We start from the raw sequence: 22,530 nt of genomic DNA, 5'->3' as shown, positions 1-22,530 counted from the left end.
GATCCAGTGCTGCGCTACCTCTCGATCCGTGTGGTCCGCTCGCTCGCGGTGGTCCTCTGCCTCAGCGCCATCGTGTTCGCGCTGGCGCACCTGGTCCCCGGTGATCCGGCGGCCCTGATCGCCGGCGAGAACTCGACTCCCCAGCTGCGCGCCCAGATCACCCACCAGCTCGGGCTCGACCAGCCCGTGTGGTCGCAGTACCTGAGCTGGATCGGGCACGCCGTCCGCGGCGACCTCGGTTCGTCCCTGCTGGACGGGCAGAGCGTCGGCGCACAGGTCGCCGACCGGCTCCCGGTGAGCCTGGAACTCGCCGTGTACGCGGCGGTGATAGCGGTCCTGTGGGGCATTCCGGCGGGCATCTGGTCGGCCATGTACCAGGGGCGCGCGAGGGACCGCGTGGTCAACAGCACCGCCTTCCTCGGGCTCGCCGTCCCGCCGTTCGTGGTCGGCACGGTCATGGTCCTCGTGTTCAGCACGCTGGTACCGGCCTGGCCGCTGTTCTCCTTCGTGCCGTTCTCGCAGGACCCGCTGCTCAACCTCCAGGTGCTGCTGCTTCCGGCCGTCGCCCTGGGCATCCCGTTCGGCGCGACCCTCTGCCGGTACATGCGGGCAGCCGTCCTCGACGTCGAGGGCCAGGACTTCATGCGGACGGCGGCGGCGAAGGGCGCGGGGCGACGGCGGCTGATGCTGCGGCACGCGCTGCGCAACGCGCTGGTGCCGGTGGTCACCGCCGGCGGGCTCCAGCTCGGGGTGCTGGTCGGCGGCACCGTGATCATCGAGCAGGTCTTCGCGCTCCCCGGTCTCGGTTCGCTGATCGTCAACTCCATCACCCAGCACGACTTCACGGTGATCCAGGGCGCGATCCTCGCCCTCGGTGCCTCCTATGTGCTGATCAATCTGGTGACCGATCTGGTCTATCCCCTCATCGACCCCCGTATCAGGACGACAGGAGCACGCCGTGACGGTTGAATCCACCGCGCCCGCCGTCACCGTCCCCGCGGCGCGCCGGCGCAGGCCGCGCCTCGGCTGGAACGCGACGCTGACCACGGGTGTCTGCATTCTCGGCGGGATGGTGCTGCTGTCCCTGGTCCTCGGTGTCTTCGGCCGCTACGCGGCGACGGACGTCAGCGACTCGCTGCTCACCGGCCCCTCGGGCAGCCACTGGCTGGGCACCGACAACCTCGGCCGTGACCTGTTCACCCGGACCTTCGGCGCGGCCCGGCAGTCCCTGCTGGTGGCCTTCGGCGCGACCACGCTCGCCGCGCTGATCGGCATCCCGATCGGGCTCGTCGCGGGCTACAACGCCCGCCGGCTGGACGCGGTCCTGATGGCGGCGATGGACACCGCGATGTCGATTCCCTCGGTCCTGCTGGCACTTGTGCTGGTGTCGGTGTTCACCCCGGGCCTGTGGGTCCTCATCGCGGGCATGGGCCTGATCTTCGTCCCGTACTTCGCGCGGATCGTGCGGGCCCCGGCGCTCACCGTGCGCGAGCGCGACTTCGTCTCGGCGGCCCGGATCGCCGGGGTGCCGACTCCGGTGATCATCGTCCGGCATGTGCTGCCGAACGTGCTCTCCTCCGCCCTCGTCCAGTACGCCAACACGGCGGCGACCTGCGTCCTCGTCGAGGCGTCCCTGAGCTATCTGGGCCTCGGCATCCAGCCGCCGACGCCCAGTTGGGGCCGGATGATCTTCGAGGGCCAGCGCTACATGAAGGACGCGCCGCTGCTGGTGATCGTCCCCGGCATCACCCTGGCCATCGCCACGGCGGCCTTCGGCCTCATCTCCGACGGCCTGCAGGAACAGCTCAACCCGCGCGGCAAGCGCCGTACGCCCTGAACGGGCCCCGCACCACGTCACCTCACCCTCACGTTCTTGAGAAACAGGCGGTCATGATGACGAACCACACCTTCACGCGCAGAGGCGCGCTGGCACTCGGCGGCAGCACATTCGCCGGCCTGTTCCTGGCGGCCTGCGGCGGTACGGCCACCACGGCCGGCAGCACCTCCGGGAAGCCGGTCGCGGGAGGAACCCTCACCATCGGGCTCGACGGGGAGCCCACGGTCGGCTTCGACCCGCAGGTGGCGCAGGCGTTCTTCGACCAGCAGATCGTCGCGCAGTTCTACGAGGGTCTGCTGAGCCTGGACAGCAAGGGGCAGATCAAGCCCGGTCTTGCCAAGAGCTACCAGCAGGTGGACGCGACCACCCACCGCTTCGCGCTCCGCGACGGGGTGACCTTCCACGACGGCACCAAGCTCACCACCGACGACGTGATCTTCAGCCTGGAGCGGCTGATGGACCCGGCGATCAAGTCGCCGTACACCCAGCAGTACCGGATCAAGACGGTGACCGCCGTGGACGCCAGTACCGTCGAGGTGAAGCTCAGCGCGCCGCAGCCGTCGCTGTACAACTTCCTGGCCCGCCCGTGGAGCGGCGCCATCATGAGCAAGAAGTGGACGACGTCCCGCAGCGGGAACCAGCTCAAGCAGACGGAGAACGGCACCGGGCCCTTCTCCCTGAAGAAGTGGTCGAAGGGCATCTCCATCACGCTCTCCGGCTACAAGGGCTACTGGGACAAGCCGAAGCCGTATCTCGACACGGTGATCTACCGGCTCATCCCCGACGAGACCTCCCGGGTGGCCTCGCTGCGCTCCAACTCGGTGCAGCTGCTGTCCTTCCGCGACCTGCGCATGGTGAGCGACGTCAAGAGCACCAGCGGTGTCACCGAGGCGAACGGGCCCCTCGTCTCCAGTGTCTGGCTCAACATGAACACCCTCAGCGGCCCGCTCGCCGACAAGCGGGTGCGGCAGGCGTTCAACCTCGCCATCGACCGAGAGACCCTCATCAAGACGCTGGGCAGCGGCTCCGCGAGCTTCGGCTACGTCATCCCGCCGCAGGACCCGTACGGCACCACGCCCACCACCTCCGACCCGATGTACCAGCACAACCAGGCGAAGGCAGTGGCCCTGCTCAAGGCCGCGGGCAAGAGCGAGGTCGGCATCGAACTGACCGCCCCGAGCGATTCCGCCTACGGTCCCGACATCTCCGCCCTGGAGCTGATGAAGGCGCAGCTGTCCAAGGTCGGCATCACCCTCGACCTCAAGCTCGTGCCGTTCGCGAGTGTCGTGCCGAAGGTGCTGGGCGGCGACTACACCGACATGATCATGCTGACCAGCGTGCTGAACGCCGACCCGAGCCAGTACCTCGACCTGTGGTTCGCCAAGGGCAGCCCGGCGACCAAGGTCAAGGACCAGCACCTGTGGGACCTGATGGCCGCCGCGAAGAGCGAGCAGGACAACGCGAAACGCGTGACGCTCTACCACCAGCTCGCCCAGTACATCGCCGACGAGGCCTACCTGCTGGTGCCCTACGCCAAGGCGGTGCGCGGCGAGGCCTGGAGCGACCGGCTGCACGGCTACCAGCCGGACGCCACGGCGACCCGCCTCAACCTCAAGAACGCCTGGCTGACGTCGTGAAGGCGGACACCCTGACTCCCGCTCGGGCCGGTGCCGGGAAGGACGGCACCGATCCGGTCCTCGACGTCTCGGGGCTGCGCATCGGCTTCGGCGGCTCGGACGTCGTCTCCGGGGTGGATCTCCGGGTCGAACAGGGCGAAGTGGTGGGCCTGATCGGCGAGAGCGGCTGCGGCAAGTCCAGCGTCGCGCTCGCCGCCATGGGGCTGCTGGGCCCGGGCGCCGACGTCCGGGCCGACCGGCTGGTGGCCTGCGGTACGGATCTGCTGGGCAGCGGCGACGCGGAGCTGGAGAGTCTGCGCGGCGACCGGGTGGCGATGGTCTTCCAGGAGCCGATGACCTCGCTGAACCCGTGCATGCGGGTCGGCACGCAGGTCGCCGAGGTGCTGCGGATCCACGGCAAGGCCGGCCGGAAGGAGGCGGAGGAGCGGGCGGTGGACCTGCTGCGGCTGGTGGAGATCCCCTCCCCGGAGCGCCGGGCCCGGCAGTTCCCGCACGAGCTGTCCGGCGGTATGCGGCAGCGCGTGGTCATCGCGATCGCGATGGCGGGCAACCCGCGCCTGCTGCTGGCCGACGAACCGACGACCGCGCTCGACGTCACCGTGCAGGCGGAGATCCTGCGTCTGCTGCGCTCGCTCCAGCAGGAGCACGGCATGGGGATGCTGCTCATCTCGCACGACCTCGGTGTCATCACCGCGATGTGCAGCCGGGTGCAGGTGATGTACGCCGGCCAGGCGGTGGAGTCCGGCACCGTCGACCAGGTGCTGAACGCGCCCCGGCATCCCTACACCCGGGCGCTGCTCGCGGCGGTGCCCCGGATGCGGGAGGGCGACGGCACCCCGCTGACCGCGATCCGCGGCCAACTCACGGACGACGCGCGCCGGTTGCCCGGCTGCCGCTTCGCGCCGCGCTGCCCGCTGGCCGCCGACGCCTGTGCCGCGCCCCAGCCCCTGCGGCCCGTCGGCGACGGGTGGGTGTCGCGCTGCTGGCGCGACCTGGACGACTCCCCGACCGCAGCCGGAGGAAACGATGACTGAGACGCAGCCCGACCGGACCGGGAGCGAGCCGCTGCTCGAACTCTCCGGCATCGGGCACGAGTTCGGCGGTCGCCCGGGCCGTTCCGGTGTCCGGGCGGTGGACGACATCACCCTCGCCCTGAGTCCCGGCGAGACGGTCGGCCTGGTCGGCGAGTCCGGGTGCGGCAAGAGCACACTGGGCCGGATCGCGACCCGGTTGTACCGGCCCACGCGGGGCGCGGTGCGCTTCGAGGGCAAGGACATGACGCACAAGCCGAAGAGCGCCGACCTGAAGGCGTTCCGGCGTGCGGTGCAGATGGTGTTCCAGGATCCCAACGGCTCGCTGAACCCCCGGCTGCCGGTGGGCGCCGGCATCGAGGAGCCGCTGCGCGCCCGGGGCGTGGCGCGCGCCGACCGGCGTACCCGGCTCGCGGAGGTCCTGGAGGAGGTCGGTCTCGACGCCTCGGCCGCCGCCCGCTATCCGCACGAGTTCTCCGGCGGCCAGCGCCAACGCCTCGCGCTCGCAAGGGCGTTGGCCCCGCAGCCGTCCGTCATCGTCCTCGACGAGCCGACGTCGGCGCTGGACGTCTCCATCCAGGCGCAGATCCTCAATCTGCTCCAGGAGATCCAACAGCGCGACCGCATCGCCTACTTGTTCATCTCGCACAACCTCGGTGTGGTCCGCCACCTCAGCGAGCGGGTCGCGGTGATGTACCTCGGGTCGATCGTCGAACTCGCCCCGGCGAAGGAGCTGTTCGAGAACCCGCAGCACCCGTACTCCATGGCGCTGCTCTCGTCCGTCCTGGAACCGGGCGACGACAGCGCGCCGGGCGAGCAGATCGTCCTCAAGGGCGAACTGCCCTCCCCCTCGGACATCCCGACGGGCTGCCCCTTCTCCTCGCGCTGCTGGCTGGCCGACGACCGCTGCCGCAGCGAACGCCCCGCGCTCACCGAACAGGCACCGGGCCATCTGACGGCATGTCACAAACCAGGGAGTCACTGATGACGGACCCACTGCGTCGCGGCTACGCACCCAGCCGTTTCGGTCAGTTGCACTATGTCGAGTGCGGTACGGGCGAGCCCGTGCTGATGCTTCATCAGACGCCCCGGTCCTGGACCGAGTACCTGGACGTGCTCCCCCGCGTCGGGGCCGTGCACCGGGCGATCGCGATGGACACCCTGGGCTTCGGCGCCTCCGCGAAACCCGACGAACCCCACTCGATCGAGCGGTGGGCGGACGCGGTCGACGACCTGGTCGAGGAACTGGGTCTGGAGCGCTTCCATCTCGTGGGCCACCACACCGGCGGGGTGATCGCGGTGGAAGTCGCCGCGCGCCACGGGAAACGGGTCGGGAGCCTGTTCCTGTCCGGCACGCCCTTCATCGACGACGAGAAGCGGCGCACGGTGAACTCGCGCAAGCCCGTCGACCATGTCGTCCCCAGCCCCGACGGCTCGCATCTGCTCGAACTGTGGAACCTGCGGCGCCCGTTCTACAAGGACGGCGAGGAGGCCGCCCTCAACCGGTTCATGGTCGACGCGCTGACCGTGCTGGACCGGGTGGAGGAAGGGCATGTGGCGGTGCGGGGCTCGATGATGGACCAGCGGCTGCCCCTCGTCACCGCCCGCACCCTCGCCGTCTGTGCCTCCGAGGACCACTTCTCGATGCCGGGTCTGGAGAGGTTCGCGGACGCCGGCTGCGAGACGCTGGTCGTCCCCGGCGGCCACGTCCCCGTGCCGGAGCAGCTGCCGGAGGAGTTCTCCCGGCACATCCTCGACTGGGTGGCGGCGGGATGACCACCGCCGGCGCGGTCCGGGAGGGCGACGAGCGACCCAACTCGGTGCTCGGCAAGGTGAGTCTCATCCTGTCGGCCTTCGGCGACGACGACTTCTCGCTGGGTCTGGCCGAGCTGCGGGACCGTACCGGCATCGCCAAGGCCACGGTCCACCGGCTCTGCCAGGAGCTCGTCGCCACCGACTTCCTGGAGCGGGACGGCTGCAACTACCGCCTGGGCGTACGGCTTTATGCGATGGGCCTGCGCTCCCCGCACCAGCGCACGCTGCGGGCGGCGGCCAGGCCCGTCATCGAGAGCCTCGCGCAGAGCCTCGACAACGCGGTGATCCTGGCGATCCCGCACGACTCCGAGCTGCTGTGCGTCGAGAACCTCGGCACCCACCGCAACCAGGCCCGCTCCACCGCCGACGGCAGACGCATGGAGCTGCACTGCACGGCCGCGGGCAAGCTCACCCTCGCGCTCCTCCCCGAGCAGTATCCGCTCGGGGAGGTGCTGCACTCGATGGTCCGCCTCACCCCGCACACGCTCGGCCCGGCCCAACTGCCCGGCGAACTCCGCCGTATCCGGGAGCAGGGCTACGCGATCGAGGTCGAGGAGAAGCGCCTCGGGTATCTCGCGGTCGCGGTGCCGGTACGCGGACGGGCGGACACCTACCTGGGCGCGCTGTCGGTCATCGCGCCCACGGCGGGCAGCAGGATCACCCGGCTGCTCACGGCCCTGACCCAGGCATCGAGCATCATCACGGCCCGACTCGCCCGCTACGACTCCCTGCGCGTTCCCCTCTAGGAGCAGGTCCCGCACCGGCCTCGACCAGGGCCGCCACGAACCCCTCGGGGTTGTCCCCCATCATGTGGTGGCCCGCGTCGGGGACTTCCACGACCGGGATCCCGGCCTGCCGGACGGCGGGCTCGTCCGCGTAGGGGCGGCTGCGGGTGCCGATCAGCATCACCCGCGGCTGCGGAAGGCCGTAGAGGAGTTCCCCCGTTCCCCGGCTGGTCCCGGTCACCAGGCCTACGGCGCTGCGGTGCAGGATCGCGGGGTCCGTCACGCGCATGCGGGCCGCGTAGTCGGGATCGAGGCCTGCCAGGACCGTACGGAATCCGTGGCTGACGAAGTCGTCCTCGCCGTATGCGGCGATGGCACCGCTGAAGAGGCCGCCGCCTGCGCGCAGGTTGGGCTCGGCGACGACGAGGCGGGAGACGAGGTCGGGGCGGGTCGCGGTGAGGACGATCGCGATCGCGCCGCCCATCGAGTGGCCGACGAGCACGGCGTCGGTGATCCCGCAGTGGTCGAGGACGGCGGCGACCGTCCCGGCGTGGGCTTCCAGGGTGGCCGGGAAGTCCTCCGGGCGGTCGCTGTAGCCGTGGCCGAGGAGGTCGACGACGATCGCGCGTCCGTCCCGGAGGTCGGGGTGCGCGGCGATCCCCGCGAAGTCGGCGGAGCCCGCGCAGCCCAGGCCGTGGAGGTACACCCGGGCGGGGCCCTCGCCGGGGAGGTCGATCCAGCGCAGGTGGCCGCCGACCTCGGGAAGGTACAGGGAGCGCATCGGTGGTCCTCAACAGCCTTGAGAGATACGGACGTTGGTGCTCATCGCCAGACGCGCTCCTCGTCCGGTACCGCGAGGAGCTGGTGGGTGCCCTGGGGTTCGCGCAGCGGTACGACGCCGACGCAGCAGCCGTCGCGGTCCAGCAGGCGGCCCATGTGCTTGACCGTGCGCAGGACCACCGAGCGATCGTCGATCACCAGGCGTGGCAGCCGGCGCGACAGATGTGCCTCGAAGGTGTGCACGTCGGCGAGGGCGCGCAGCCACACGTCGATCACCAGGTTGTGCGGTCCCGCGGTGATCGCGCAGGAGCGGACCTCGCGGACACTGGACAGGACCCGGCTGGTCTCCTCCAGGTACTGGGCGGGCACCGACGCGAAGTACACCGCCGACAGCGGCCAGCCGGACAGCGGCCGGGCCAGGTCGCAGCGCAGGCTCACCCGGGAGGCCAGCAGCGACTGGAGGCGGCGGCGCACCGTGGTGAGGCCGACGCCGGTGGCGGTCGCCAGGGCGCGGATCGACATCCGGCCGTCGGAGCTGAGCAGTTCGAGGAGGTGGGCGTCCAGGGAGTCCCAGGGCGCGGAGGGGCCGGTGGCCGTGTCGGGCGGGATGTCCGAGGCGTGGCTCGCCTCGATGCGGGCGCACTGGGCCGCATCAAGGCTGCGCAGCCGCCAGCGGCTGCCCTCGGTGGGGACACCGGTGGAGACGTGGGTGCGGGTGGCCCGTACGCCCGGGGTCTGCTGGAAGAGCCGGGTGGTGAGGTGGGCGAGTTCGTCGAGGTCCCTGGTCTGTACGGCGGTCACGATGTCCCGGCCGCCTGCGGTGATCTTGACGTTGGCCACGACGTGCTCGGCTGCGAGGGCGCGGGCCACCTCCTCGGCGACGCCAGGCTCGGTGTCGACCTCGACGATGCCGGTCACCACGATGCGGGAGTCCGACAGCCGCGGGTAGGCGGTGACCCACGCGAGCCCGGCCTCCTCCAGCCGCTGCCAGCGCCGGGCGACCGTCACCGGGTTCACGCCGAGGACGTCGCCCACCAGGGTCCACGGGGCCCGCGGGTGGATCTGCAGCGCGTGCACGACTCCGCGGTCCAGTTCGTCGAGTTCGGCGGCAGCCAATTCCTGCGCCTCCTGGGGCGGCGCATTCCTGCGTGCCCGACTGAAATCGGGATCGGAAGCTGCACCGTGGCGCGGCGTTGTCTCGACCATTGCAGACTCCCTTTCGCCTGTTCCTGATACCGAGGTTCCCCACCCCAGAGGTTCCTGATACCGAGGAGTGATTCGGTCCCACCATGACGGATGCCATGACGCAAGAGACTTTTCGGACCATTTTGCGCGTCGAGAACGCCCGCCTTGTCGACGGTACCGGTGCCCTTCCGGTGGCCGACGCCGTCGTCGTCGCGGACGCGACGGGCACGCTCACCTACGCCGGACCGGCGGCCACGGCCCCACCCGTGCCCGGCGACGGCTCGCCGGTCCGGATCATCGACGCCGGCGGGCGGACCGTGCTCCCCGGGTTCTTCGACTGCCACACCCACCTCGCGTACGCGCAGGGCTCGCCGCCCGGGCGGCGCGGCGAACTCGACCCGGTCCTGGTCACCTACGACACCGCGACCCGGCTGCGGCAGACCCTGGACGCGGGCATCACCACCGCCCGTGACCTGGGCGGACTGTCCACCGGGTTCCGTACCGCCGTCGAGACCGGCCGGATCGTCGGCCCCCGGCTGCACACCGCGGTACGGATCATCAGCCACACCGGCGGGCACGGCGACTTCCGGCTCCTCGACGGCACCGATCTCAGCGGCGGCGAGATGGCCGAACTGGCCGACACCGTGGACGAGTCGCGGATCGCCGTCCGCAGGATGCTGCGCGCGGGTGCCGACGTGATCAAGATCTGTGCGAGCGGCGGCATGGCCAGCCCCTACGACCAGCCCGAGGACGAGGGGCTGATGGAGGAGGAGATCCGGGCCGTGGTGGACGAGTGCCGGCGCCACGGCGGCAAGCCGGTCGCCGCCCACGCGCAGGGCACCGCGGGCATCCTCAACGCGATCCGGGGCGGGGTCACCAGCATCGAGCACGGCTACGGCCTGGACGAGGAGGCGCTGGACCTGGCGGGCGAGCGGGGCACCTTCGTCGTGCCGACGCTTTCCACCGTGTTCGCGGGCATCGACAGGGACCTGATGCCGGAGCACCACTACCAGAAGAAGGTCCGCTGGTCGGGCATCACCAAGGAGAACATCGCCCGCGCCATCGAGCGGGGCGCCCGGATCGCGCTCGGCACCGACGCGGCCGTCTGCCCGCACGGCCAGAACCTGCTGGAACTCCGCTTCCTCGTGGACCTGGGCATGGACCCCATGGCCGCGATCGTGGCCGGCACCCGTGTCTCCGCCGAACTCCTGGGCCTGTCCGACCAGTTGGGCACTCTGACCGCCGGCAAGACCGCCGACCTGGTCATGTGCGAGGGCGATCCGCTCAAGGACATCGGCGTGCTGGGCGATCCCGGCAACATCGTGTGCGTCGTCCAGGACGGCGTCGTACGCAAGGATCTGCTGACCGCGGCCGGGGCGCGCTGACCGGCTCACCGTCGGAGGGCCGGCAGGACCGAGGCGCCGATGGTCTCGATGAGGTCGGTGGGCGGGTCGTAGGAGCCGACGTGCTGGAGGAAGACGTCGGTCACTCCCGAGGCGCGCAGGGTGCGGAGCCGTTCGGTGATCTGGGTGGCCGTGCCGAAGAGGCAGAACTCCTCGGCGAAGCGGACGGCCGCCTCGTCGCTGATCCAGGCCGAGCAGATCTCCACGGCCGCGTCCCAGTCCTCGGCGTGCACGAGGTCCGGGTAGACGCCCTCCACCGTCGCGGGGACGTCCACGTCGATGCCGGCGAGGGCGAGGAAGGACGCGCCGCCGTTCTGGGCGATCGAGGCACAGATCGGTTTGATCAGGCGCGCGTCGGCCTCGATGTCGTCGGTCACCTCGCAGAACGCGGACACGGTCACCGGCAGTCTCCCGGCGCTCCGGCCGGCCGCCTCGGCGCCCTCCCGGACCCGGGCCATGGCGGCGGTCAGGGTGCGCGGCGAGACACCGCTGAGCAGGATGACCCCGTCGGCGATCTCTCCGGCGAGGCGCAGGTTGCGGGGTCCGCTGGCCGCCAGGTGCAGCGGCACGGACGGCTGCGGGTCGCGGAGCCGGGAGCGGACCTTGCCCTCGAAGTCCCACTCCTGCCCGTCCAGCAGGGCGCGCAGCATGGTCAGCCCCTCGCGCAGTGCCGCCGAGCCGGTCTGCGGCAGGCCCACGGGTCCCACGGAGCTGTTGCCCACGCCGAGGCCGAGGGTGAACCTGCCGGGCGCGAGTTCGGCGACGCTGCGCGCGGCCGACGCCACGACGGACGGGTGCCGGGTGGCCAGGTTGGTGACGGCGGTGCCGAGGCCGATCCGCTCGGTGGCGAAGGCCGCCGCGGTGAGCGTGGTGAACACGTCCCGCCACAGCAACTGCGAGTCGGGGAACCACACTTGGTCGAAGCCGAGCTCCTCGGCCCGCCGCACGGTCCGGGCCACCCGGTCCGCCCGGTCGCAGGGCGGGACGCGCACGCCGACCCGCAGCGATTCCTCTTCGACGCCCACCGGGTCGACGCCCACCGATATGTCGCAGTTCATGAGAAGGACCCTAGGGACGGGCGAGCGGCCACCGAACAGCAGCGGTCCGCTCAGCGATCCGCTGCCGGATTGTGCGCCGGCGCTGCTGAATGCGATGACCGGGATCGGTTGGACGCGCGCGGCGGGCGCGGGCAGAGTTGGCGCGGTGAACCACATCGCAGATCCGGGGCGCTACGACAGCACGATGCGCTACCGCCGCACGGGCCGCTCGGGGCTCGACCTGCCCTTGCTCTCGCTGGGCTACTGGCACAACTTCGGTGACGACCGTCCGTTCGAGACCCAGCGCGAGATCGCGCTGCGCGCCTTCGACCTCGGCATCACCCACCACGACCTGGCCAACAACTACGGCCCGCCCTACGGCGCCGCCGAGCAGAACTTCGGCCGGCTGCTGAAGCAGGACCTCGCGCCGTACCGGGACGAGCTGATCGTCTCCACCAAGGCCGGCTGGGACATGTGGCCCGGCCCCTACGGCCAGGGCGGCGGCTCCCGCAAGTACGTCCTGGCCTCCCTCGACCAGTCCCTCAAGCGGACCGGCCTCGACTACGTGGACATCTTCTACTCCCACCGCCTCGACGCGGGCACCCCGCTCGAAGAGACCATGGGCGCGCTCGACACCGCCGTCCGCCAGGGCAAGGCGCTCTACGTCGGCATCTCGTCCTACGACGCCGAGCGGTCCCGTCAGGCGGCCGCGATCCTCCGCGAGCTGGGCACGCCGCTGCTCATCCACCAGCCGTCGTACAGCATGCTCAACCGGTGGATCGAGACCGACGGGCTGCTCGACGCGGCGCGGGACGAGGGCTTCGGGGTCATCGGTTTCACGGCGCTGGCGCAGGGGCTGCTGACCGGGCGGTACCTGGACGGGATTCCGGAGGGGTCGCGGGCCGCGCAGGGCACGTCGTTCGACGAGGGCTGGCTGACCGAGGACATGGTGCGCCGGCTGCGCGCGCTCAACGACATCGCGGCCAAGCGCGGTCAGACCCTGGCGCAGATGGCGCTCGCCTGGGCGCTGCGCGACGAGCGGGTCACCTCGCTGGTCATCGGCGCCTCGCGCGCGGAGCAGCTCGAGCAGAACGTGGCCGCGCTGGAGAACCTCGACTTCAGCGCCGAGGAGCTGGCCGAGATCGACTCGTACGCCGTCGACGGCGGGGTGGATCTGTGGCGGGACGCGCGGACTGGGAAACTCGGCTGAGTTGTGAGGTGCCGCCGGGCGCCTCGTAGGACGCAGCGGAGGCGTGGAGTACATGACAGTTGACGGCTCGGTGGAGAGCACGGACGGCACCGTCGGCGGCGAGGGGACCGTCCCGACCACGCAGGCGGTGCTGGAGTCCCTGACTCCCAGCGCGACCTTCCTCGTCGTCACCGTGGAGCCCGGCGGCGAGGAGACGGTGCGCCAACTCCTCGGCGATCTGGGCGGGTTGATCCGGTCCATCGGGTTCCGGGCGCCGGACGGACGGCTCAGCTGTGTGACCGGCATCGGATCGGAGGCGTGGGACCGGCTGTTCGACGGCCCGCGCCCCGCCGAGCTGCATCCGTTCCGCGAACTCACCGGCGACCGCCACACCGCCGTCTCCACCCCGGGCGACCTGCTGTTCCACATCAAGGCCGTACGGGCCGACCTCTGCTTCGAGTTGGTCACCGAGATCATGGGCCGGCTCGGCGGCGCGGTCGCCGTGCGCGACGAGGTGTCCGGGTTCCAGTACTTCGACGTACGGGATCTGCTGGGCTTCGTCGACGGCACGGAGAACCCCGTCGGCGAGACGGCCCGCCAGGCCGTGGTGATCGGCGGCGAGGACCCGGAGTTCGCGGGCGGCAGCTATGTGATCGTGCAGAAGTACGTCCACGACATGGCGGCCTGGAACGCGTTGACGGTCGAGCAGCAGGAACGGGCCGTCGGGCGCACGAAGTTGACCAACATGGAGATGGACGACGACGTCAAACCGGCCGACTCGCACATCGCCCTCAACGTCATCACGGGCCCGGACGGCACCGAGCGGAAGATCCTGCGCGACAACATGCCGTTCGGCAGCGCGGCACAGGGCGAGTTCGGCACCTACTTCATCGGGTACGCCCGCACGCCCTCGGTCACCGAGCAGATGCTGCGCAACATGTTCCTGGGCACCGACTCCGCGTCCCACGACCGCATCCTGGACTTCTCCACGGCCGTCACCGGGAGTCTCTTCTTCGTCCCCTCGGCCGACTTCCTGGACGACCTGCCCGCTTCCCCGGCTCGCAAGGACGAGCAACTTAAGTGAACGGTTAACCAGCCGTTGACACCCCCGTCCGCCGGGCGCCCAATGAGGCCCGGACACGGCGCTCGGCCGACCGGCCAACTGCCGTGCAGGACAGGGGGATTGCGGTATGCAGGTTCCCGCTCCGTTCGAGTACCAGCGGGTCGGCAGCGTGGGCGAGGCGGTCGCGCTGCTCGACCGGCTGGGCGACACGGCACGGCTGGTGGCCGGCGGGCACAGTCTGATCCCGATGATGAAGTTGCGGCTGGCCAACTTCGAGTACCTGATCGACATCAACGACCTGCACGACGAGCTGGGTTACGTCCGGGTCGAACCCGGACTGATCCGCATCGGCGCGATGACCCGGCACCGCGAACTGCTGGAGTCGGACGAACTCGCCGCCGCCTTCCCGGTGTTCCGTGACGCCGAGCGCGTCATCGCCGATCCCGTGGTGCGCAACCGGGGCACGCTCGGCGGCTCCCTGTGCCAGGCGGACCCGTCCGAGGACCTCTCCGCGGTGTGCACCACGCTCGACGCCAGCTGCGTGATCCGGGGCAGGGACGGCGAGCGGGTGGTGTCGATGGAGGACTTCCACCAGGGACCGTACGAGACCGCCGTCGGCGACGCGGAGATCCTCACCGAGGTCCGCTTCCCGGTCCGGCCGAACGGGTCCAGCGCGTACGAGAAGGTCGAACGGCGGGCCGGTGACTGGGCGGTGGTGTCGGCCGGTGCCGCGGTGTGGCTCGACGGCGACGGACTGATCGCCGACGCCCGGGTCGGACTCGCCGCCGTGGGACCCAACACGGCCGGCATCCCCGGCATCGCCGAGGCCCTGCGCGGCAGGCGTCCGAGCGAGGAACTGTACGGACAGGCCGGGGACATCGCCGCCGAGGCCTGCTCCCCCGTGACCGACCGACGCGGCAGCGCCGAGTACAAGCGCCATCTGGCACGGGAGTTGACCGTGCGCGTACTGCGCCGGTCGGTGGCCCGCATCGACGGACAGGAGGTGTGATCGTGCAGGTGAGCATGGTCGTGAATGGCGAAGAGGTCACCCGGGAGATAGAGGGGCGGCTGCTGCTGGTCCACTTCCTGCGCGACCACCTCCGGCTGACCGGCACCCACTGGGGGTGCGACACCAGCAACTGCGGTACGTGCGTGGTGTGGTTGGACGGCGAACCGGTCAAGTCCTGCACGGTACTTGCCGCGATGGCGGGCGGCCATGAGGTGCGCACCGTCGAGGGGCTCGAACAGAACGGTGAACTCGACCCGGTACAGCGCGGGTTCGTCGAGTGCCACGGCCTCCAGTGCGGCTTCTGCACGCCCGGCATGATGATGACCGCGCGTGCGCTGCTGGACCGCAACCCCGACCCCTCCGACACGGAGATCCGGGAGGCGATCTCCGGGCAGATCTGCCGCTGCACCGGCTACGCGACCATCGTCCGGTCGATCCGGTGGGCGGCGGCCGAGGAGGCAGGCACCCGAACTTCCCTGGAAGCACAGGCCACTTCGGCTTCGGCTTCGGCTTCGGCTTCGGCTTCGGCTTCGGCTTCGGGGAGCGCGTCATGACCGCGGTCTCCGAGAACGGCCACCGCACCGCGTTCGTCGACAACGACAAGAAGCCCTGCGGCCACGGCCGGATGCTCCGCAAGGAGGACCCACGCTTCGTGCGCGGCAAGGGCCGCTACGTCGACGACCTCGACCTGCCCGGCATGCTCCATCTGGCCGTCCTGCGCTCGCCGTTCGCGCACGCCCGCGTCCTCTCCGTCGACACCACACTCGCCGAGGCCCACCCGAAGGTCCGGCTGGTCGTCACGGGCGCGATGCTCGCCGAGAAGGGCCTGGCGTGGATGCCGACCCTCTCGAACGACGTGCAGGCGGTCCTCGCCACCGACAAGGTCCGCTTCCAGGGCCAGGAGGTCGCCTTCGTCGTCGCGGAGGACCGTTACGCGGCCCGGGACGCCCTGGAGTTGATAGACGTCGAGTACGAGCCGCTGGACCCGGTGATCGACGTCCGCACCGCCCTCTCCCCCGACGCGCCCGTCATCCGCGACGACCTGGAGGGCAAGGCCGACAACCACTGCTTCGACTGGGAGACCGGCGACGAGGCCGAGACCGAGGCCGTGTTCGCCCGTGCGGACGTCGTGGTCACCGAGGACATCGTCTACCCGCGCGTGCACCCGGCGCCGATGGAGACGTGCGGCGCGGTCGCGGACTTCGACCAGGTCGACGGCCGGCTCACCCTGTGGTCCACGACCCAGGCCCCGCACGCCCACCGCACGCTCTACGCGATCGTCGCCGGACTGCCGGAGCACAAGATCCGGGTCGTCTCCCCCGACATCGGCGGCGGCTTCGGCAACAAGGTGCCGATCTACCCGGGTTATGTGTGCGCGATCGTCGGCTCGCTGCTGACCGGCAAGCCGGTGAAGTGGATGGAGGACCGCGCGGAGAACCTCATCAGCACCGGCTTCGCCCGCGACTACGTGATGCGCGGCGAGATCGCGGCCACCCGCGACGGCAGGATCCTCGCCGTCCGCACCCAAGTCCTCGCCGACCACGGCGCGTTCAACGGCACGGCCGCCCCCGTGAAGTACCCGGCCGGCTTCTTCGGCGTCTTCACCGGCAGCTACGACATCGAGGCCGCCCACTGCAAGATGACCGCCGTCTACACCAACAAGGCGCCCGGCGGGGTCGCTTACGCCTGCTCCTTCCGCATCACCGAGGCCGTCTACCTGATCGAGCGGATCGTCGACTGCCTCGCCTACGAACTCGCCATGGACCCGGTCGAGTTGAGGATGAAGAACTTCATCAGGCCCGAGCAGTTCCCCTTCCGCACCAAGACCGGCTGGGTCTACGACTCCGGCAACTACGCGCCCACCATGGAACTGACTAAGGAGCTCGCCGGCTACGACGCGCTGCGCGCCGAACAGGCCGAGAAGCGGGCCCGCGGTGAACTGATGGGCATCGGCGTCTCGTTCTTCACCGAGGCGGTCGGCGCGGGACCCCGCAAGGACATGGACATCCTCGGCCTCGGCATGGCCGACGGCTGCGAACTGCGGGTGCATCCGACGGGCAAGGCGGTCGTGCGGCTCTCGGTGCAGTCGCAGGGGCAGGGGCACGAGACGACGTTCGCGCAGATCGTCGCCGAGGAACTCGGCATCCCGCCGCAGGACATCGACGTGGTGCACGGCGACACCGATCAGACCCCCTTCGGCCTGGGCACCTACGGCAGCCGCTCCACCCCCGTCTCGGGCGCCGCCGCCGCGTTGGTCGCCCGCAAGGTGCGGGACAAGGCCCGGCTGATCGCCTCCGGGATGCTGGAGGTGTCGGTCGCCGACCTGGAGTGGGAGAAGGGTTCCTTCCATGTCGCGGGCGACCCGGAGGCCTCGGTCACCATCCAGGCCATCGCGATGCGGGCGCACGGCGCGGGCGATCTGCCCGAGGGTGTGGAGGGCGGGCTGGAGGCGCAGATCTGCTACAACCCGGAGAACCTCACCTATCCGCACGGCGCCTACATCTGCGTCGTCGACATCGACCCGGGCACGGCGAAGGTCACCGTCCGCCGCTTCGTCGCCGTCGACGACTGCGGTACCCGGATCAACCCGATGATCATCGAGGGGCAGGTGCACGGTGGGCTCACCGACGGGGTCGGTATGGCCTTGATGGAGATGATCTCCTTCGACGAGGACGGCAACTGCCTCAGCGGCTCGTTGATGGACTATCTGATCCCCACTTCGCTCGAAGTCCCGGACTGGGAAACGGGGTTCACCGTCACGCCCTCCCCGCACCACCCCATCGGTGCCAAGGGGGTCGGCGAGTCCGCGACGGTCGGCTCGCCGCCCGCGATCGTCAACGCGGTGGTCGACGCCCTGAAGCCGTACGGCATCCGGCACGCGGACATGCCGCTCACACCCTCGCGGGTGTGGGAGGCGATGCAGGGCCGACCGACTCCGCCGATCTGAAGGTGGCTGTGATGACCGGCAAGTTGAGTGCCCGCGCGCTCGAACTCACCGAGCGGCGCGTGCCGTTCGTCCACGCGCGCGTGGTCCGCGCCCAGGCACCCGCCTCGGCGCACCCCGGCGACGAGGCCATCGTCCACGGCGACGGCACCATCGACGGCTTCGTCGGCGGCCAGTGCGCCGAGGGCTCGGTCCGTACGGCCGCGCTCGGCGCCCTGCACGACGGCGGACCCCTGCTGCTGCGCGTTCTGCCGCAGGGGGACGCCGAGTTCCCCGAGACACCCGGGGCGCGGGTCGTCATCAACCCCTGCCTGTCCGGCGGGGCGTTGGAGATCTTCCTGGAGCCGGTGCTGCCACCGCCGCTGATCGAGGTCGTCGGGACCACGCCCGTCGCGGAGGCCTGCGTAGCGTTCGCCGCCCTGCTGGGCTACGCAACGGCCCGCTCGCTGCCCGAAGGACCGCCGAGCGAGCACACCTCCGCCGTGATCGTGGCCGGCCAGGGCCGCGGCGACGCGGAGTCCCTGCGTGCCGCCCTGGACGCGGGTGTCGGTCACATCGCGCTGGTCGCCAGCCACCGCCGCGCCGCCGCACTGCTCGACGAACTCGGCCTGACCGACGCGGAACGCGCCCGCGTCCAGGCTCCCGCGGGGCTGGACATAGGCGCCCGTACGCCGACCGAGATCGCGCTGTCGATCCTCGCGGACGTGGTGCGAGTCGTCCATGCGGCGAAGGCCGCCGTGCCCGAGCGTCCTGCCCAGGGCGTGGACCCGGTGTGCGGGATGACCGTCACCGTGCGCCCCGACACACCCCATCTCGCCACCGGGGACGGGGAGTTCTGGTTCTGCGGGACCGGCTGCCGGGACCGCTGGTCCGCGGGTGCCACCGGGTGAGCGGACTCTTCACGGACGCCGACGACGTACGGCGGCGGCTCGGCGAGGTCGGCCACCTCGTCGACGACGGCACGGCGACCGCACTCCTCCTCGCCACCCTGCTCGACCGGCCGCTGCTGCTGGAGGGCGAGCCCGGCGTGGGCAAGACCAGCGCCGCGAAGGCACTCGCCAAGGCCTTGGACACCCCGCTGATCCGGCTCCAGTGCTACGAGGGGCTGACGGCGGGCGAGGCGCTGTACGAGTGGAACTACCAGCGCCAGTTGCTCGCCGTCCGGCTCACCGAGGCGCACGGGCGGGAGCTGTCCGACGCCGATCTGTTCAGCGAGGAATTCCTGCTCGACCGGCCGCTGTTGCGGGCGGTGCGCCATCAAGGTCCGTTGCCACCCGTGCTGTTGATCGACGAGATCGACCGGGCCGACGACGAGTTCGAGGCGCTGCTCTTCGAGTTCCTGGGCGAACGGTCCATCACCGTCCCGGAGTTGGGCACCTTCACCGCCGTACGACCGCCCGTCGTGGTGCTCACCTCCAACCGCAGCCGGGAACTCCACGACGCGCTGCGCAGGCGCTGCCTCTACCACTGGATCGACTTCCCGACGCCCGAACGCACGGCGGAGATCCTGCGCCGCACGGTACCGGCCGCGAACGAGCCACTGATCGCGTCGACCATCGAATTCATCGGCCGGGTACGGGAGTTGGACCTCGACAAGGCGCCCGGCATGGCGGAGGCCATCGACTGGGTCTCCGCCCTGGCAGCCCTCCGGGTCGCGCGGCTGGCCCGCGACGACATCGTCCGCACGCTCAGCACGGTCGCCAAGAGTCCGGACGACCGCATCGCCGTCGTCGGGGCCCTCGACACGCTCGGCTATCCCGAAGAAGCGAGGAGACCATGAAGATCGACAACGAGTTCAGCGTCGGTGTGCCGGTCGAGCGGGCCTGGCAGGCGCTCACCGATCTGGAGGCCCTCGCCCCGTGCATGCCCGGCGCGGAGCTCACCGGCGTCGACGGCGATGTCCACCGGGGCAAGGTCAGGGTCAAAGTCGGGCCCATGGTCAGCCAGTTCGCGGGCACGGCACGCTTCGTGGAGCGGGACGAGGCCGCCCATCACGCCGTGATCAGCGCGGCCGGCAAGGACATGCGCGGGGGCGGCAACGCGTCCGCGACGGTCGACGCCCGGCTGCGCGGCGAGGGCACGGGCACGGTCGTGACGGTCAGCACGGACCTCAACATCAGCGGCAGGCTGGCCCAGTTCGGCAGCGGGATGATCAAGGAGATCTCGGAGAAGCTGTTCGCGCAGTTCGTGGCGAACGTGGAGACGCAGCTGCTGGCGACGCAGGACCAGCCACCGACAGAACCAGAGGCGGAACCGGAGACGGCCCCAGCACCCGTGGCACAGCCGCTGGACCTGATGAGTGTGGCCGGCGCATCGGTGTACAAGCGGCTGATCCCCGTCGTCGTCGCGGCCGTCGTCGTCGCGGTGGTGGTCTATCTGCTGGTCCGATGACACCGACCGGCCCTCTGCTGCCCGCCGTCGACCGGGCCGCCTTCGCCACCGCGCTGGCCGCCCGGCTCAGGGAGCACGGTGTGCCGGTGGGCCCGACCGCCGCCCGGGACTTCGTGCTCGCGCTCGCCGCGGTCCCGCCCAGGACACGGACGTCGCTGTACTGGACGGCGCGCGTCACCCTCGTACGCGACCAGCCCGAACTGGCCCGCTTCGACGAGGTCTTCGACGCTGTCTTCGGGCAGTCCGTACTCGCCCTCGACCCGAACGCGCGCCGCAACGGGCACGACGCGGGGGCCGGCGGCCAGGACTCCGGAGACTCGGACTCGATCGGCGGTGACCCCGTCGGCGGTTCGGGTCTGCCGTGGGTGACCCTGCCGCCCGCCGTGGACACCGCCGACCACCGCACGGACCACTCCCTGACCGTGCCCGAGCGGCTGCCGAGCGAGCTGGCGGCCGAGGTGGACACACCGTTCGGTGAACTCGGCCCGGAGCAGGCCGAGTTGCTCGGCCGCTGGCTGGAGGCGCGACTGCGCGAGTGGCCGGTTCGCCGGACCCGGCGCCTCGCCGTGCGGGCGGGCGGCCGTCGGGTGGCGGTCCGGGAGACGGTGGCGCAGGCCCGGCGCACCGGCTGGGAGCCCGTACGGCTGGTCCGGGCGGGGCCGGTGGACCGGCCGCGCCGGGTCGTGGTGCTGTGCGACATGAGCCGGTCGATGCAGGCGCAGGCGGTGGCGTATCTGTACCTGATGCGGGCCCTCGCGGTGACGACCCGTGCCGAGGTCTTCGCGTTCGCCACGTCGTTGACCCGGCTCACGCCGGTCCTCGCGCACCGCTCGGCGCGGGAGGCGTTCGACGAGGCGTCTGAGCGGGTCACCGACCGGTTCGGCGGCACCCGTATCGCGCACTGCCTGGGCACGCTCCTCGCCTCGCACCACGGCGGCACCCTGCGCGGGGCGGTCGTACTGATCGCCTCGGACGGCTGGGACGGCGATCCGCCGCACCGGCTGGCCGCGGCCATGGCCCGGCTGCGGCGCCGCGCCCACACGGTGGTCTGGCTCAACCCCCGGGCCGCCGCCCCCGGCTTCGCACCCCGCACGACGACGATGACGGCCGCCCTGCCGTACGTCGACCTGCTGCTGCCGGCCGACAGCTTCGGGGCGCTGCTGCGGGTGCCGGGCGAGATAGCCGGGCTTGGAGGCCGCGCGAGGCGCGCCTCCCAAGGGGCGCGGGGAACTGCGCGACCAGCCCCCACCGGCCCGCTGACGAAGGACCTGACCCTCAACTCCACAAAGTCACATGAATAGCCGGCCGAAACCGCCCCGCCGTAACCCCCGCCCCACGCAACATCGCCTGCGTAGCCCGCGGCGTGGTGACGAACCGCCGCAACTCCGCGGCGGCGGACGGCGCTTCGCGGTCGGGGAGGGTGAGCAGGTTCCACGAGCCACGGGCAGGCAGTTGGGGGCCGTTCAGCCGACGGAGGTCGCCCTCGGCGAGGTCCTTCGTCACGGCGAAGGCGACCGCGAGAGCTACTCCCTTGCCGCGCTTGGCCTCGTCGACGGAGGCGGCATGGCTCTGGAAGATCCGCTGGTTGTGTTCGGGGATGCCCAGCCGGCGCAGTACCGACGGCACCATGCCCGTGCGCCCGACCGCCGAGGGGCCCAACAGCCAGGTCTGGCCGCGGAGTTCGGCCGCCCCGGCACTCGCCGCGGCCGCCAGCGGATGGTCGGGTCCCACGACGGCGACGACCTGGTAGTTGAGGAAGTGCGTGCAGGTCAGCGCGGAGTCGAGGGTGGCGGGGCGGGGGCCGATGGCCACGTCGACGGAGCGGTTGAGGAGCAGGGCGGCGAAGTGCTGCGGGCTGTGCACGCTGAGTTCGACGTCGAGGTCGTCGGCGCGGCCCGCGAACAGTTCGATCAGCCCTGGCGCCGCGTGCTCGGCGAACAGGCTCGACGCGGCGACGCGCAGCAGCCGTCGGCCGGAGCCGGCCTGTTTCACCTCGAGGATCGTCCGGTCCTGGAGTCCGAGCAGTTCGGCGGCCCGGCTGGCCAGCCGCAGCCCGCCGGGGGTGAACGCGAGCCCGTTGGCCGTGCGGGCGAAGAGCTTGTCGCCGAGTTCTCTGCGCAGATGCGCGATGTGGATCGACACGGCCGACTCCGTCACGGCGAGATCGGCCGCGGCGGCCTTCACGGAACCGAGGCGGACGGTCGCCGCGAAGGCCCGAAGCTGTGCCGGGGTCAACCAGAACCTCCCGCACTATCCACGGGTGCCCATTCACCTGTGCCGTGGACCTCAAATTAGCGCACCTGTTCGCCGAGAGCCATGGTCGCGCCGAGAGCCGCGTGAACACAGGAAAAGCACAGGCTGGAGAGTTCAGCGGCGGGTCAAGGCCCGTACATCGCAAGGGTGTTGACGTGCACACACCGGCCTGCGATGGTCTGGACCTGGCGCATCCAGTAGCGCCCCCCACCGCCAAGAAACTGGAGTCGG

At 71.0% G+C, this 22,530-nt stretch carries 21 protein-coding genes; 17 read left to right on the top strand and 4 right to left on the bottom strand.

Going from position 1 to position 22,530, the window contains the following annotated elements; genetic code table 11:
• Positions 1-6: 6 nt before the first annotated feature.
• From SSP08S_RS13505 to SSP08S_RS13475, 7 genes are read left to right on the top strand one after another with little or no spacing between them, the layout of a single operon-like run.
• The gene (locus SSP08S_RS13505; RefSeq protein ID WP_019068135.1) at positions 7-969 is read left to right on the top strand and encodes an ABC transporter permease; all 963 of its coding nucleotides are present in this window, start codon (positions 7-9) and stop codon (positions 967-969) included.
• Complete coding sequence (locus SSP08S_RS13500; RefSeq protein ID WP_019068134.1) at positions 959-1,837, top strand: ABC transporter permease; 879 nt, start codon at positions 959-961, stop codon at positions 1,835-1,837. Before SSP08S_RS13505 ends, SSP08S_RS13500 begins: the two co-directional genes overlap by 11 nt.
• Positions 1,838-1,890: 53 nt before the next feature.
• Complete coding sequence (locus SSP08S_RS13495) at positions 1,891-3,474, top strand: ABC transporter substrate-binding protein (protein WP_019068133.1); 1,584 nt, start codon at positions 1,891-1,893, stop codon at positions 3,472-3,474.
• Positions 3,471-4,508, top strand: a complete 1,038-nt coding sequence (locus tag SSP08S_RS13490) for an ABC transporter ATP-binding protein (protein ID WP_019068132.1) — start codon at positions 3,471-3,473, stop codon at positions 4,506-4,508. The genes SSP08S_RS13495 and SSP08S_RS13490 overlap by 4 nt, the downstream gene beginning before the upstream one ends.
• On the top strand, positions 4,501-5,490 hold the full coding sequence (locus SSP08S_RS13485) for an ABC transporter ATP-binding protein (protein WP_019068131.1): 990 nt from the start codon (positions 4,501-4,503) through the stop codon (positions 5,488-5,490). Before SSP08S_RS13490 ends, SSP08S_RS13485 begins: the two co-directional genes overlap by 8 nt.
• Positions 5,490-6,281, top strand: coding sequence for an alpha/beta fold hydrolase (locus SSP08S_RS13480; protein ID WP_019068130.1), 792 nt, complete (start codon positions 5,490-5,492; stop codon positions 6,279-6,281). The genes SSP08S_RS13485 and SSP08S_RS13480 overlap by 1 nt, the downstream gene beginning before the upstream one ends.
• Positions 6,278-7,066 (top strand): IclR family transcriptional regulator, encoded by a 789-nt coding sequence (locus SSP08S_RS13475; protein ID WP_019068129.1) that lies wholly within the window; start codon positions 6,278-6,280, stop codon positions 7,064-7,066. Before SSP08S_RS13480 ends, SSP08S_RS13475 begins: the two co-directional genes overlap by 4 nt.
• Here the strand turns inward: SSP08S_RS13475 and SSP08S_RS13470 are convergent.
• Together SSP08S_RS13470 and SSP08S_RS13465 are read right to left on the bottom strand one after the other, a co-directional pair.
• Entirely contained in the window at positions 7,020-7,826 is an 807-nt protein-coding gene (locus tag SSP08S_RS13470; protein ID WP_019068128.1) for an alpha/beta fold hydrolase, read from the bottom strand. The two genes, SSP08S_RS13475 and SSP08S_RS13470, sit on opposite strands and share 47 nt — an antisense overlap.
• A gap of 41 nt (positions 7,827-7,867) precedes the next feature.
• Entirely contained in the window at positions 7,868-8,941 is a 1,074-nt protein-coding gene (locus SSP08S_RS13465) for an Lrp/AsnC family transcriptional regulator (protein ID WP_019068127.1), read from the bottom strand.
• 173 nt (positions 8,942-9,114) lie between these two features.
• Here SSP08S_RS13465 and SSP08S_RS13460 point away from each other — a divergent pair, with 173 nt between their 5' ends.
• Positions 9,115-10,395, top strand: a complete 1,281-nt coding sequence (locus tag SSP08S_RS13460) for a metal-dependent hydrolase family protein (RefSeq protein ID WP_026178459.1) — start codon at positions 9,115-9,117, stop codon at positions 10,393-10,395.
• 5 nt (positions 10,396-10,400) lie between these two features.
• On the opposite strand, the gene SSP08S_RS13455 is transcribed toward SSP08S_RS13460, so the two are convergent.
• Positions 10,401-11,471, bottom strand: coding sequence for an LLM class flavin-dependent oxidoreductase (locus tag SSP08S_RS13455; protein ID WP_051105895.1), 1,071 nt, complete (start codon positions 11,469-11,471; stop codon positions 10,401-10,403).
• Between the two features lie 145 nt (positions 11,472-11,616).
• Between SSP08S_RS13455 and mgrA the strand changes: the two genes are divergently transcribed.
• From mgrA to SSP08S_RS13410, 9 genes are all read left to right on the top strand, one after another.
• Complete coding sequence (gene mgrA, locus SSP08S_RS13450) at positions 11,617-12,660, top strand: L-glyceraldehyde 3-phosphate reductase (protein ID WP_019068124.1); 1,044 nt, start codon at positions 11,617-11,619, stop codon at positions 12,658-12,660.
• A gap of 52 nt (positions 12,661-12,712) precedes the next feature.
• The gene (locus SSP08S_RS13445) at positions 12,713-13,723 is read left to right on the top strand and encodes a Dyp-type peroxidase (RefSeq protein WP_102133336.1); all 1,011 of its coding nucleotides are present in this window, start codon (positions 12,713-12,715) and stop codon (positions 13,721-13,723) included.
• Positions 13,724-13,829: 106 nt separating this feature from the next.
• A complete protein-coding gene (locus SSP08S_RS13440) occupies positions 13,830-14,711 on the top strand; it encodes an FAD binding domain-containing protein (protein WP_019068122.1) in 882 nt (293 codons plus the stop codon).
• Complete coding sequence (locus SSP08S_RS13435; RefSeq protein WP_019068121.1) at positions 14,708-15,265, top strand: (2Fe-2S)-binding protein; 558 nt, start codon at positions 14,708-14,710, stop codon at positions 15,263-15,265. The genes SSP08S_RS13440 and SSP08S_RS13435 overlap by 4 nt, the downstream gene beginning before the upstream one ends.
• On the top strand, positions 15,262-17,658 hold the full coding sequence (locus tag SSP08S_RS13430; RefSeq protein ID WP_019068120.1) for an aerobic carbon-monoxide dehydrogenase large subunit: 2,397 nt from the start codon (positions 15,262-15,264) through the stop codon (positions 17,656-17,658). Before SSP08S_RS13435 ends, SSP08S_RS13430 begins: the two co-directional genes overlap by 4 nt.
• Positions 17,659-17,669: 11 nt before the next feature.
• Positions 17,670-18,545 carry an XdhC family protein gene (locus SSP08S_RS13425; protein ID WP_019068119.1) on the top strand — a complete coding sequence of 292 codons (876 nt, stop codon included), beginning with the start codon at positions 17,670-17,672 and terminating at the stop codon, positions 18,543-18,545.
• A complete protein-coding gene (locus SSP08S_RS13420) occupies positions 18,542-19,435 on the top strand; it encodes an AAA family ATPase (RefSeq protein ID WP_019068118.1) in 894 nt (297 codons plus the stop codon). Before SSP08S_RS13425 ends, SSP08S_RS13420 begins: the two co-directional genes overlap by 4 nt.
• Positions 19,432-20,046: an SRPBCC family protein gene (locus SSP08S_RS13415; protein ID WP_019068117.1), complete on the top strand. Its 615-nt coding sequence runs from the start codon at positions 19,432-19,434 to the stop codon at positions 20,044-20,046. Before SSP08S_RS13420 ends, SSP08S_RS13415 begins: the two co-directional genes overlap by 4 nt.
• Positions 20,043-21,347: a vWA domain-containing protein gene (locus SSP08S_RS13410; protein WP_019068116.1), complete on the top strand. Its 1,305-nt coding sequence runs from the start codon at positions 20,043-20,045 to the stop codon at positions 21,345-21,347. The genes SSP08S_RS13415 and SSP08S_RS13410 overlap by 4 nt, the downstream gene beginning before the upstream one ends.
• On the opposite strand, the gene SSP08S_RS13405 is transcribed toward SSP08S_RS13410, so the two are convergent.
• Positions 21,322-22,281, bottom strand: coding sequence for a LysR family transcriptional regulator (locus tag SSP08S_RS13405; RefSeq protein ID WP_019068115.1), 960 nt, complete (start codon positions 22,279-22,281; stop codon positions 21,322-21,324). The genes SSP08S_RS13410 and SSP08S_RS13405 overlap by 26 nt on opposite strands.
• Positions 22,282-22,530 lie beyond the last annotated feature (249 nt).

It is taken from the genome of Streptomyces hokutonensis, assembly GCF_000376565.1.
In the GTDB taxonomy this organism is placed as follows: domain Bacteria; phylum Actinomycetota; class Actinomycetes; order Streptomycetales; family Streptomycetaceae; genus Streptomyces; species Streptomyces hokutonensis.
This window is presented reverse-complemented; position numbering and strand designations above follow the sequence as displayed.